Annotated in this window: 12 protein-coding genes; 7 read left to right on the forward strand and 5 right to left on the reverse strand. The window is 41.0% G+C overall.

What is annotated here, in order from left to right:
- The first annotated feature begins 5 nt into the window (after positions 1–5).
- A complete protein-coding gene (gene rlmM, locus AADY36_RS06070) occupies positions 6–1091 on the forward strand; it encodes a 23S rRNA (cytidine(2498)-2'-O)-methyltransferase RlmM (protein ID WP_055022133.1) in 1086 nt (361 codons plus the stop codon).
- A gap of 73 nt (positions 1092–1164) precedes the next feature.
- Here the strand turns inward: rlmM and cysZ are convergent, their stop codons facing one another.
- Complete coding sequence (cysZ, locus tag AADY36_RS06075; RefSeq protein WP_290128525.1) at positions 1165–1872, reverse strand: sulfate transporter CysZ; 708 nt, start codon at positions 1870–1872, stop codon at positions 1165–1167.
- 269 nt (positions 1873–2141) lie between these two features.
- Here cysZ and AADY36_RS06080 point away from each other — a divergent pair, with 269 nt between their 5' ends.
- The 5 genes from AADY36_RS06080 (at position 2142) to speB (ending at position 7654) form a co-directional block, all read left to right on the forward strand.
- Positions 2142–3119 carry a transposase gene (locus AADY36_RS06080; protein WP_342408664.1) on the forward strand — a complete coding sequence of 326 codons (978 nt, stop codon included), beginning with the start codon at positions 2142–2144 and terminating at the stop codon, positions 3117–3119.
- A 433-nt stretch (positions 3120–3552) separates the two neighbouring features.
- Positions 3553–4014, forward strand: a complete 462-nt coding sequence (locus AADY36_RS06085; RefSeq protein WP_054561803.1) for a GNAT family N-acetyltransferase — start codon at positions 3553–3555, stop codon at positions 4012–4014.
- A gap of 73 nt (positions 4015–4087) precedes the next feature.
- Entirely contained in the window at positions 4088–4522 is a 435-nt protein-coding gene (locus AADY36_RS06090; protein ID WP_342408665.1) for a hypothetical protein, read from the forward strand.
- 291 nt (positions 4523–4813) lie between these two features.
- On the forward strand, positions 4814–6727 hold the full coding sequence (speA, locus tag AADY36_RS06095; protein ID WP_342408666.1) for a biosynthetic arginine decarboxylase: 1914 nt from the start codon (positions 4814–4816) through the stop codon (positions 6725–6727).
- Between the two features lie 3 nt (positions 6728–6730).
- A complete protein-coding gene (gene speB / locus AADY36_RS06100) occupies positions 6731–7654 on the forward strand; it encodes an agmatinase (protein WP_119852051.1) in 924 nt (307 codons plus the stop codon).
- A gap of 57 nt (positions 7655–7711) precedes the next feature.
- On the opposite strand, the gene AADY36_RS06105 is transcribed toward speB, so the two are convergent.
- Together AADY36_RS06105 and gloB are read right to left on the reverse strand one after the other, a co-directional pair.
- On the reverse strand, positions 7712–9298 hold the full coding sequence (locus tag AADY36_RS06105) for a LysM peptidoglycan-binding domain-containing protein (protein WP_054561800.1): 1587 nt from the start codon (positions 9296–9298) through the stop codon (positions 7712–7714).
- A gap of 147 nt (positions 9299–9445) precedes the next feature.
- Complete coding sequence (gene gloB / locus AADY36_RS06110) at positions 9446–10219, reverse strand: hydroxyacylglutathione hydrolase (protein ID WP_239962593.1); 774 nt, start codon at positions 10217–10219, stop codon at positions 9446–9448.
- Positions 10220–10272: 53 nt separating this feature from the next.
- Here gloB and AADY36_RS06115 point away from each other — a divergent pair, with 53 nt between their 5' ends.
- Positions 10273–11031: a class I SAM-dependent methyltransferase gene (locus tag AADY36_RS06115; protein WP_054551627.1), complete on the forward strand. Its 759-nt coding sequence runs from the start codon at positions 10273–10275 to the stop codon at positions 11029–11031.
- Here AADY36_RS06115 and AADY36_RS06120 read toward each other — a convergent pair.
- Entirely contained in the window at positions 11002–11865 is an 864-nt protein-coding gene (locus AADY36_RS06120; protein ID WP_239962592.1) for an MBL fold metallo-hydrolase, read from the reverse strand. The two genes, AADY36_RS06115 and AADY36_RS06120, sit on opposite strands and share 30 nt — an antisense overlap.
- Positions 11866–11955: 90 nt before the next feature.
- Complete coding sequence (gene rnhA / locus AADY36_RS06125) at positions 11956–12423, reverse strand: ribonuclease HI (RefSeq protein WP_054561796.1); 468 nt, start codon at positions 12421–12423, stop codon at positions 11956–11958.
- Positions 12424–12484 lie beyond the last annotated feature (61 nt).

Below are 12484 nucleotides of genomic sequence, written 5' to 3' on the forward strand. Positions count from 1 at the left end.
TGTCTATGTCGAGTGTAGTTATTTATTGTCGCAGTGGTTTTGAAAATGATGCCGCTGCTGAAATTACTTTTCAGGCTGCTGAACAAGGCTTTGCTGGTTACGTAAAAACAAAACCAAATACAGGTATTGTTGTTTACGAATGTTTTGATGCAAGCCACGGTGAAGAAATCATCAAAAAAGTAGATTTCAAGAATATGGTATTTGCTCGCCAATGGTTTACTGGCACCTTAGTCGATAACATGCCACTTGAAGACCGTGTAAGTGCTATTGTTGAAGCTGCCGCTGAGTTTCCTGAATGTGGTGACCTACGTGTAGAAACGCCAGACACCAACGAAGGTAAAGAGCTTAGTAAGTTCTGCAAGAAGATTTCGACGCCACTGAAAAAATCGCTTGAAAAGCGCTCGAAGGTAACACGCGAGCTTGCCGAGAAAAAACCAGTTATGCATGTGTTATTTTTAGCAAACGACAGTGCTTATGTTGGCTACTCATACACATTTAATAATTCGCCTTTCTTTATGGGCATTCCGCGTTTACGTATGCCTAATGATGCGCCAAGCCGCTCAACGTTAAAACTCGATGAAGCCTTTAACGTATTTATTCCACCTCATGAAGCTGAAGAGCGTATGCAACCTGGCATGCGAGGTGTTGATTTAGGTGCTTGCCCTGGTGGTTGGACTTATCAGCTAGTGCGCCGTGGAATGTTTGTAAGCGCAATCGATAATGGCCCTATGAATGATGACTTGATGGAAACTGGTCAGGTAAAGCACTTTAGAGTAGATGGTTTTAAATACCGCCCAGAAAAGCGCAATATTCAATGGTTAGTGTGTGACATGGTAGAAAAGCCGGCTAAAGTGACCAACCTTATGATAGATTGGGCGGTGAATGCCTACGCAAAAGAGCTTATTTTTAATCTTAAACTACCGATGAAAAAACGTTTTGATAGCGTTTACGAGTGTTTAAAAATGATTAAAGAAGAGCTTGAAAAGTATGGTGTAAGTTACGAATTACAAGCCAAGCATTTATATCATGACCGTGAAGAAGTCACCGTACATTTAAATGTAACCAAGGTGCCACAGAGCCTTTACAGTTAACCTTAATTTGAAATTAAAAAGGCCAATAGTGTGAGCTATTGGCCTTTTTAATAGGTATCTGAAAACCTAATTTTTAACGGTATTTACTACGATAATTATCGACCCATAAACGAGTACCACCGCACACAGCAACAGGCATGACAATTAAGTTTACGAATGGAATTGCAGTTAAAATCATTACCGCTAATCCAAAACCATAAGAAAGTGTTTGCTTTTGCTTTAAGTCATTTTTCATTTCGTTAAAGCTAATTTTATGGTTATCGAACGCGTAGTCTTCGTATTGCACTGCATACATCCAACAGGTGAATAACACCCATAAAACTTGCCCGATCACAGGTAAAATCCACAACAAAATAAAAAAGCCAATAGCACGTGGTAGGTAATAGCACAGTTTTGTCCATTCTCGGCCGAGCATACGTGGCACATCTTTCATTGTATCGAAAAGGCTGTCGTCATTAATTTTTTGCCCTGTTAAGTAAAGCTCAACTTTTTCACTGAGTAGGCCGTTAAATGGGGCTGCTATAAAATTAGTGATTACCGTAAAGAGCATGCTGTAACTAAATAAAATCACCAGCACGGCAATCGGCCACATTAGCCATTCGAGCCAGCTAAGCCATTCGGGTAATAACGAGTTCATGTAAGCAAAGCCATCGGTAAGCCAGCCATATAAAAAAAACAGCGAACTACCAAAAAGCAGGATATTGATTGTTAAAGGAATAAGTACAAAACGTTTCAACCCCTTTTGGCTAATTAACTTAAAGCCAGAAAAGAAGTATTCCATACCTTGAGTGAACTGCACGAGAAAACCTCATCTTTTTTCTTGTTGTTTGCAGTATATGGTTTTAACGATATTTGAACAGCTTTTTTCCGTAACAAAGTGTTTAACTCTTTACGTGGACAGTCATTTTAAGCCCAGTACTTAGTTGAAATCTAGAGGAACAAATTTAAATGGACAGTCACTACATTTAAGTGCTCTTGCAGCATAAAAATTTTTGTCTACACTTTAGTTACAGCTAATGCATTTCAAATTATCAGTTCAAGGAGTGGACGATGGCTTTAGCAAGGAAGCGGCAAATCTGTTTGTCGAACACCAAATATTATCATTGTGTATCCCGTTGTGTTAGGCGTGCCTACCTTTGCGGGGAAGACGTACTCACAGGTAAATCATATGAACATCGCAGATGGTGGGTTGAAGAGCGCCTGCTTGCTCTTGCAAAGGTATTTAGTATTGATGTATGTGCTTATGCGGTGATGAGCAATCATACTCATATTGTGCTTTATGTTGATGATAAAAAAGCAAATAGGCTAACCGATAAGGCCATCCTTTTACGCTGGTTTAAGCTCAGTAAAATGACCTCGTTAGGCCAAAAGTTTCTCTATGGTGAGCCGTTAAGTGACGGCCAACAAGTCTTCTTAAATAAAGAGGTTGCAGAATATAGATCGCGTCTTTCGAGCATTAGTTGGTTCATGAGGATGCTTAATGAATATATTGCCAGGCGTGCAAATAAAGAAGACGAGTGTACGGGTCACTTTTGGGAAGGACGCTTTAAGAGCCAAGCATTGCTTGATGAATCAGCGCTTTTAGCATGTATGGCCTATGTTGACTTAAACCCTGTTCGTGCTAAAGCTGCGAGCACGCCGGAGCAATCGGACTATACCAGTTTTAAAAAGCGATGCCAGAGCATGAAGGAGTCAAAGCAACCTAAAGTACTAGCTCGTTTTATTGGTGGTATGAGTAAGTATAAATCAAAGGGAATACCTTTTGAGTTAAAGTCATACCTGCTACTGGTAGAGCAAACTGGGCGTTGTATTTGTACTAATAAGCCCGGATTTATAGAACATCATTTACCTCCTATTCTTGAAAGGCTGAATTTCGAACCGGAAAAATGGTTAACACTAACAACCCACTTTGAAAACTTATTTCATGGAGCTGTAGGTCGAGTAGGTGCAATTGAAAATTATTGTAGTAAAACTGCTCGCAGGCGACGAAGTAACTGTACTAATAGTCGATTATTGTTTGCTAGCTAATTTCTATGTGATTTTTGTAAGAAGGATTTAAGTTCACTGCTTTAGTATGTCTAGAGGTTCTCATACATATTGAAATAGGTCCCAAAATTTAAGAATAAATCAGTACTTTCTAAATAAGTGGTTCTGCGAAGTCATTTTCAACTGAAACTAAGATGAATTTCATTTCAACTCTAAGGCTTTTATTTTTAAGTGACTGTCTTGTTAAAATTTGTCAGCAGAAAGCATTAATCCTAAATAGGGTGGTGTAGGTTGGACTTTAATTTTTATCAACTGGGCGTTTTTTCAGTTACATACCGTTGAACTAAGCGATAGTATGACGGTCTGAACAGTACCTATAAAAATGAATATTGAAAACAAGAGTAGAGGATCAGACTAATATCCGATATCATTGTTAACATCATTAACAAAAACGACATATAAAAATGGGAGTTTTATGCAGTTAGTCGATTTAAATCCACATGATCCTGAAGTAGTTAACGTGTTTTCTGATATAGACCGACTCATAAACTCATTATACCCCGTTGCTACAGCCCAATCTTTAAGCCTTGAAGAGCTAGCTGAGCCTAATGTTTATGCTATAGGCTTAAAAAATGAAGATGGTATCGTTGCATGTGGCGCAATCGTGATGCAAGAAGGCAACCCTCCATACGGTGAAATCCGCCGTCTATATGTAAAACCAAGTTACCGTGGTAAAGGCTTATCACGTCGAATTATGCAAATACTATTGCATCACGCTGGTGAGCAGCAAATTCCACTAATTCGATTAGAAACAGGTCCTAAGCAAACAGAATCTATTAGCTTATACGAAAACTTAGGTTTCAATCGTTGTGGTCCGTTTGGTAACTACAGTGAAAATCCACAAAGTTTATTTATGGAGTTAGGGCTTAACCAATAATTTAAGTGTTAAGCCATGTTTTAGTGAGGTCACCTTAATTTATAAATACTCCTTAAAAATCTTATGTTTTACTATGATTTTATTGATAGCTTCTTGCGGTGATAAACCGAAGCTATCTAATTTTACTAAAAATAAGCAGCCAGACCTTACTATTGGTGCCACTCAGTTCTATTTAAACTCATGTCATTCCCTCACTGGTGTCTTCAATCATAATGGCACTATAAAAACAAAAGTAATTCTTACACTTCCTACTCGTCCTTTAAGTGTTTGCAATAATAAGCAATCACAACTGAATTTTGATGGTACTTACCTTACTGTAAAAATTTGCCGTACTGCTTTTGGTGCTGGTGGCTGTGGGGTTGAAAAGTATCGCACAAAAGACTTCGAGAATTGGCAGGAATACATTGGTATTACTTGGCATGGCAATGAGCAATATGAAGCGTGGAGGCAACTAGGGTCAAACTCTTCAAAAGCTGATGACATCACAAAAGTAGTGCCTGTCCACTGAAATGAAGATGGATTTCACAAACACATATTTTCTAACATATATTTTTGCAGTGACTGTCTTTTTAAAAATTGCTCATTTGCCATATTGAGTGCCTGTCCATCTAAAGGAATTTTAAAATCTAACAACTAAATTAAACCCTAATAATATTGGAGTTTATCGATTAGTTTTTCACATCAAAAATCACTCGTTACGAGTAAAAATTCTTGTTGGACTTGAATCACTATTTTTCTTTTAATGCGCGGCAACAACCCTTGCCGATTTCGGCACTACTAAAATAAAAGAGAAAGATAGATGAAAGAGACAACATCACTAGAACAAGCTCGCACGAGTTACAATGTTCGTCATTGGAGCCAAGGTTTCTTTGGTATTAATGATCAAGGTGATGTGTATGTTGCGCCAAAGGCCCATGCCCCAGAGCAAACCATTGCACTAATCGATATCGCACAGCAGTTACAAGATAAAGGCTTAAGCTTGCCTGCGTTGGTTCGTTTTCCACAAATTTTACATCATCGTGTACATAGCTTATGTCAGGCATTTAACACGGCGATTGAAAATTATGGTTACCCGAAAGACTATTTGCTTGTTTACCCAATTAAAGTAAACCAACAGCGTGAAGTTGTTGAGGAAATTGTTGCAAGCCAAGCTGATATTGAAAAGAAACAATTAGGTCTAGAGGCGGGCAGTAAACCTGAGCTATTAACTGTATTAGCGATGGCTGAAAAAACCAGTGCTGTCATTGTGTGTAATGGCTACAAAGACCAAGAATACATTCGTTTAGCATTGATTGGCGAAAAGCTAGGTCACAAGGTTTACATTGTTCTCGAAAAACTGTCTGAGCTAGACATGGTGCTTAGCCAAGCTAAAGAGTTAAACGTAAAGCCACGCATTGGTATTCGCGTACGTTTAGCATCGCAAGGTAAGGGCAAATGGCAAGCAAGTGGTGGCGAAAAATCAAAATTTGGTTTGTCGGCATCGCAAGTACTCAGTGTGGTTAATCACCTTAAAGCGTCTGATCAACTCGATCTGATCCAACTTGTACACTTTCACTTAGGCTCGCAAATGGCAAACATCCGCGATGTTCGTTTAGGTGTGAGTGAAGCTGCGCGTTTTTACTGTGAGTTACGCAAGTTAGGTGCACAAATTGATTGCTTAGATGTGGGTGGCGGTTTAGCGGTAGATTATGACGGTACACGCAGCCAGTCTCATAACTCAATGAACTACAGCCTAAGTGAATACGCTAATAACATTGTATACACCATTGGTGATACCTGTAAGTTATATGAGCAGCCAATGCCGCGCATTATTTCTGAGTCAGGTCGTGCGTTAACAGCGCACCATGCTGTATTGATTTCGAATGTTATCGGCACCGAAAGCTATGTACCTGAAGAAATTCAAGCGCCAGCAGCAGATGCACCCCTATTGTTAAAAAACATGTGGACATCATGGCAACAGTTAAGTAATGACAATGACGACCGTGCATTAATCGAAATTTATCACGATAGCCAAGGTGATTTAGCCGAGGCACATAATCAATTTGCACTTGGTTTGTTAGATTTAACAGAGCGAGCATGGGCGGAGCAAGTTAACTTACGTGTATGTTATGAACTTAACAAACATATGGATAACAAAAACCGTTTTCATCGCCCGATTATTGATGAATTAAATGCGCGTTTAGCAGATAAGTTTTTTGTGAACTTTTCATTATTCCAGTCATTACCGGATGCATGGGGTATTGACCAAGTGTTTCCTGTTCTACCGCTAAGTGGTTTAACAGAAACACCACAAAAACGCGCTGTGTTACTTGATATCACTTGCGACTCAGATGGTGCTATGGAGCATTATGTAGACGGTCAAGGTATTGAAAGTACATTGCCTGTGCCAGCTTTTAGCGAAGAAAAACCTTACTTAATGGGCTTTTTCTTAGTGGGTGCTTATCAGGAGATTTTAGGTGATATGCACAACTTATTTGGCGACACACACAGTGCAATTATAAAAATGGATGAGCAAGGTCAGGCGCAAATCACTGAAGTTAACGAAGGTGATACCGTTGCAGACATGATGCGTTACGTACATTTAGATGTAGAAAGCTTCCAGCAATCTTACGCCCAGCTGGTGGCAGCTAAATTGCCAGAAACTGAGCAGCAAAGCGTATTAGATGAGCTGCAAACTGGCTTAAATGGTTACACTTATTTAGAAGAGTTATAAGCAATGTCGACATTGTTTGACCACACAGATCATTCATTGTACTCAAACGGCATGACGTTTTTACGTCAGCCGATGGTGCAAAACATCACAGCAATCGATGCCGATGTAGTGGTGTTAGGTTTACCCTTTGATTTGGCGACCTCAGGTCGCCCTGGTGCTCGTTTAGGGCCTGACGCAATTCGTCGTGCCTCAGTGCACCTGGCATGGGAAGAAACCAAGTACCCGTGGACGTTTCCGTTGTTTGAGCGTTTAAAATTAGCTGATGCAGGTGATTTTACTTACCCAGTAGGCGACCCAGAATATTTTACCGCGCAGTTAGAGTTAGCGGCTGAGCAAATTCTTCGCCAAGGTAAAACATTATTAGGTTTAGGTGGCGACCATTTTGTGACTTTGCCGCTACTGCGTGCCCATGCAAAACAACACGGTAAAATGGCATTAGTGCATTTTGATGCCCACACAGATACTTACAGCAATGGCTCTCGCTATGATCACGGCACCATGTTTTATCATGCTCCGATGGAAGGGCTTATTGATGTTGAGCACAGTATTCAAATTGGTATTCGTACTGACTTTGATCAGAGTAAGCATGAGTTTGCGGTAATTGATGCAATGGCAGCCAATGATTTGCCAGCGCAAGATATCGCAGAGCAAATCAAAGCGCGCGTCGGTGACTTACCTGTGTACTTAACCTTTGATATTGACTGCCTTGATCCCGCATTCGCTCCAGGGACAGGCACGCCAGTATGTGGTGGCTTAACCAGCGATAAAGTACTCAAAGTACTTCGTGCATTGAAAGGCATTAATATGGTCGGTATGGATGTGGTTGAAGTGTCGCCATCCTATGACCAAAGTGAATTAACGGCGATTGCCGCAGCGACTATTGCCAATGAGTTATTACACTTATGGGCTTTGAAGCATAAATACTAAATGAGAGAGACAAAGAGCGCCATTAGGCGCTCTTTTTTTTGATATTGGATGAAGCAATTAAGCGCTTCGAACATCAACCTTTAATTTAAGCTTTTGCCCAGGTTGAATGTATTTTTGCCCAGCTAATGAGTTCCATTTAATAATATCTTCTACAGACACATTAAACTTAGCAGCAATGCGCGCTAACGAGTCACCACGACGAACTTTATAGGTAATGGTGCGCTCTTTGATTTGTGTAGCAGCAAGTTGTGATTTTTCTTGCTTATACACAGTTAGCTTTTGACCAACACGCAGTACAGCGTCTTTTTTTAGCTTATTCCATGTTGCAAGTTCAGCTATGGTCACATCGTACTCACGGCTGATATCCCACAGTGTATCGCCACTGGCCACTTTATGGCTTAGCTTTTTACGTGTTGCTTTATTAGCCGCCATACGCACTGATTTTGGTAAATGCTGGCTATTAATCTCACCATCGCTCAGTGGCACAAGTAATTGCTGACCAACACGAATTGTATTCGATGAAAGCTTATTCAGGGTTTTAATAGCGTTTGTGCTTGTCGAAAACTTCTTCGCAATCACAGATAAACTGTCACCGCGTGCTACCACATATTGCTGCCAGCGTAGGCGGTCTTTTTGCTCTGTTTTTGCAAGCTTGTCAGTAAACGCTTCAACTTTATCAGACGGTAATAATAAAAAGTGTGGGCCATTTGGATCTGTCGCCCAGCGATTAAAACCAGGGTTTAAACGATAAAGCTCTGTTAAGCTAATACCTGCCATGTCAGCGGCAAGTGCTAAGTCAATTTGGCTCCCGACATTAACTGCTTCAACGACTTGAGCATTAATAATTGGTTGCCATTTAACACCAAATTCGTCACTGCGTTTTACTAGATCAGACAGCGCTAACAGCTTAGGTACGTAGGCAGTGGTCTCTCTTGGTAAATCAAGTGACCAAAAATCCGTTGGTAAATGCTTTTTACGGTTCTTTTTAATGGCACGCAGTAAACGACCTTCACCTGAGTTATAGGCTGCAATGGCATTTAGCCAATCGCCTTCTAAGGTTTTGTGTAAATATGATAAGTAATCTAGCGCTGCACGGGTCGATTGTACAATGTCACGGCGACCGTCATACCACCAGTTTTGTTTTAAATCGAAACGCTCACCAGTCTGTGGCATAAATTGCCAAATGCCAGAAGCACTGCGATGTGAATAACCAAATGGGTCAAACGCACTTTCTACAATAGGTAAAAGCGCAATTTCGATTGGCATTTGACGCTTTTCGACTTCTTCTACAATAAAGTATAAGTAAGGCTCAGCTCGCTTAGATATTCGATCTAAATAGGCCTGATGACGTGCATAATAGTTGCGCTCTGCAACAACTGGGCGGTTTTGTGGCACATCAATCGAAAGCTGATAACGAATACGTTCCCATACATCATCAAATACAGGAGGCGGCTCATCAATATCGGTTAATTGTTGATATTGAGCGTTAATCATCAATGCATCATTGATATCGCTCGGACTTGCGCCGTCTAATTGTTGCTCAACATTATTGCTTGCAACATCTGTACTTGCTGAATCAGAAGCTGTTAATTGACAGCCACTTAAAATCAACGCAAGTGATAAAACTAAAGGAGACTTATACATATATACCCATACATCAGGTAAAAAAACTCGGCGAATATTACCTGCTCTGAGAACATATTGCCACTTTATGACCAGTTTATGTCAGCTTATTATTGCAAGATGCTGATCTAAATATACAAAATTGTAACTACCGGTGTTTACGTTTTTTTAAAAGTTATCTTTCCAGGCTCTGAGACCTGCAAAGCGTTGCCAAGGTTCATTCAGATCCAAATTAATTTTTAGCTCATCAGGAAGCTCATCAGTGATTGTTGCTATATTGCTACGTAAAAATGGATTTATTTGTTTTTCAACACCTAATTGAGTTGGTAAACTTATTTCGTCTTTGGCACGCAGCGCATCTACTTCTTCACTGTAGCTGATAAGGTATTCGTTATTTGGTTCAACGGCTTTTGCGAAAGCTAAGTTGGCTTGCGTGTACTCATGGGTGCAGTAGATTTTACACTCATCTGGCAGGGCTCTTAGCTTACATAACGAGTGCCACATTTGTTCTGCGCTGCCTTCAAATAATCGTCCGCAGCCAGCACTAAATAAGGTGTCGCCAGTAAAACTTAATTCGTCATTAATGTAACAAACATGGTCTAGGGTATGACCAGGTGTCGCAAGCACAGTAAAGGTGTAATCATACACAGTGACTTTATCCGCTTCTGATACGCCATGAGTAATACCTTTAAAAGGGCTATGTCTTGGCCCATAAACCGGAATATCACGAAATTCCTTAACCAGTGCAGCCACACCATCGGTATGATCATAATGGTGGTGAGTAATCAAAATACCGCTAAGTGTTAAGTTATGCTCGCTCAGATAGTTTAAAACAGGCTCTGCTTGACCTGGGTCGACGACCCAGGCTGTTTGCTCAGCTTCATTGCTGATGCACCAAATGTAATTATCAGAAAAGGCTTTAATTGCTTTAACTTGCACCATGTTTAATTGCTCTATAAAGTGACAGTTAACACACAGTATAACGAGCTCAGAAAATGAAACCAGCCCTTAGTTTTCAAGAAGGTCCTAAGCCATACACTTGGCAGCAGTTCCCTCATGGCGACTATTTACGTGCTGAAATTGAACGTAAGCTAACGCCATGGTTGCCACGCATGTTTGGCTATCACATGCTCAAACTTGGTAATTTAAGTGGCGAGCTGGCAACCAGTGAAAGTCCTATTAAGCATCAAGTTTGTGTAGCAGAGCAAGGGTTATTTACAGGTGTTATTGCTGATGTAGACGAGCTGCCTTTTTATGAGCACAGTGTTGATGCTTGTATATTATCGCATTGCTTAGAATATCATTCTGATCCACACCACATCTTACGTGAAGCACATCGTACTTTAATTCCCGGTGGCTATCTGGTGATCACGGGCTTTAACCCGTTTAGCTTGTGTGGCTTGGCGCAGCTTTTACCTTTTAGTCGCCAAAAGTTACCTTGGACAGGGCGCTTTTTTACGCCATCACGAGTAAAAGACTGGTTGAATCTATTAGGCTTTGAGATTATTTCGGACGAGCGATTTATCCATTCATCGCTTGCAAGAGGCAACCGTTTGTCACGTTTTGCGGCGTGGCGCAGCTTTGGCCAGCAATATTTAAAGCCAATGGGCAGTGTTTATATGCTGGTGGCTCGAAAACGTGTGGCCCCGCTGACACCAATTAAACCTAAATGGCATGCAAGGCCGCAATTTTCGCCGGTAAAAGGAGCAGGGCTCAGGCAAACATCAAAGCAGCACTGTGAGCGGGATAGCTAAATAGTGTTGTTGCGTGTCTGTTTTACTTGGGTACTGGCCTGCACGAATATTTAATTGAATAGAAGGGTGCAACAGCTTTGGTACAGCCAAGGTTGCATCGCGGCCTTCCCGAGTCGCAATAAAGCTTTGTTTATCGCCTTTTAAATGAATGTTTTGCTCACGCTGCTCTTTCACTGTGGTTTTGTTCGCAAGAGGGCGGCCATCTGGTTGATAGTCATGACACATCCAAAGTACGGTATCGTCAGGAAAAGCTAAAATTCGCTGTAGTGAGTCATATAACTCACCGGCACTGCCTCCTGGGAAATCACAGCGGGCTGTGCCACTGTCTGGCATAAAGAAGGTGTCGCCAACAAATACATTGCCATTAATGTGAAAACACACGCTGTCAGGTGTATGGCCCGGTGTGGCAATCACATCTACTGTGTAATCACCTAACTGAAATTGTGCTTTATCAGCAAATAAAGCATCAAAAGGTTCACCATTACATGGCATATCAAGATTATAAAGTTGGCTAAAGTGTTGTTGCACTTGTGTGATCCCTTCACCCGTGCCGAGTTTACAAGGGTGTGTGTCTTGTAATTGCTGCTTTATGTAACTTGCTGCAGTGATATGGTCAGCATGGGCATGAGTTTCAAGGAGCCATTGTAGTGTCAGCTGCTCAGTCTTTATATAGTTAATGATCTCATTGGCGGTGGTAAAACTTAATTCGCCACTTGGCATATCAAAATCAGCTGGCGCATCAATTAGCAAGCACTGTTTAGTGCTTTCGCAACTGACTAAGTAACAGAGAGTGGCGCTTTGTTGATGAAAAAAAGAGTGAATGCGCAGAGCCATAATGAATCCTTTATATTTCGTTATAGCCAAATCTTATAACATATAACAAAAATATAAAACGACCTGCGCCAAGTTTATTTCAAGGTACTTTTAATTACCGTCGTAACCTGTGTCTTCAAGTAATTGATCGCTGCCAGCTGCTTCGCGGGCTAGATCGTCAACAATCTCATTGTATTTATTGCCGCTATGGCCTTTTACCCAACGCCACTCTACCTCGTGTTGTTGGCAGGCAGCATCGAGTCGTTTCCATAAATCGACATTCTTAACTGGTTTTTTAGCAGCGGTTTTCCAGCCGCGCTTTTTCCAATTTTCAACCCATGACTCAATGCCTTGTTTCACATATTGGCTATCGGTCGTCAGAATGACGTGACAAGAGCGGGTGAGGGTTTCTAGTGCAACGATAGCTGCGAGCATTTCCATCCGATTATTTGTTGTTAGGGTGTAGCCTTGACTTAACTGCTTTTCGTGGCCGTTGTATCGCATCACGATGCCATACCCTCCAGGCCCTGGATTTCCTAAACATGATCCATCGGTGTAAATCTCTACGGTTTTCTGCACTGTTTTACCTTGATATTGTGTACAATAAAGTGAATATAGAAAGATACCAGAGTCAGGCTTA

Origin of the sequence: Pseudoalteromonas sp. D15MCD-2, assembly GCF_038562745.1 — a bacterium.
Lineage (GTDB): Bacteria > Pseudomonadota > Gammaproteobacteria > Enterobacterales > Alteromonadaceae > Pseudoalteromonas.

Coding starts and splice junctions, on each gene's coding strand:
- rlmM (WP_055022133.1), top strand. CDS start 6: ATGTCGAGTGTAGTTATTTATTGTCGCAGTGGTTTTGAAAATGATGCC.
- cysZ (WP_290128525.1), bottom strand. CDS start 1,872: ATGGAATACTTCTTTTCTGGCTTTAAGTTAATTAGCCAAAAGGGGTTG.
- AADY36_RS06080 (WP_342408664.1), top strand. CDS start 2,142: ATGGCTTTAGCAAGGAAGCGGCAAATCTGTTTGTCGAACACCAAATAT.
- AADY36_RS06085 (WP_054561803.1), top strand. CDS start 3,553: ATGCAGTTAGTCGATTTAAATCCACATGATCCTGAAGTAGTTAACGTG.
- AADY36_RS06090 (WP_342408665.1), top strand. CDS start 4,088: ATGATTTTATTGATAGCTTCTTGCGGTGATAAACCGAAGCTATCTAAT.
- speA (WP_342408666.1), top strand. CDS start 4,814: ATGAAAGAGACAACATCACTAGAACAAGCTCGCACGAGTTACAATGTT.
- speB (WP_119852051.1), top strand. CDS start 6,731: ATGTCGACATTGTTTGACCACACAGATCATTCATTGTACTCAAACGGC.
- AADY36_RS06105 (WP_054561800.1), bottom strand. CDS start 9,298: ATGTATAAGTCTCCTTTAGTTTTATCACTTGCGTTGATTTTAAGTGGC.
- gloB (WP_239962593.1), bottom strand. CDS start 10,219: ATGGTGCAAGTTAAAGCAATTAAAGCCTTTTCTGATAATTACATTTGG.
- AADY36_RS06115 (WP_054551627.1), top strand. CDS start 10,273: ATGAAACCAGCCCTTAGTTTTCAAGAAGGTCCTAAGCCATACACTTGG.
- AADY36_RS06120 (WP_239962592.1), bottom strand. CDS start 11,865: ATGGCTCTGCGCATTCACTCTTTTTTTCATCAACAAAGCGCCACTCTC.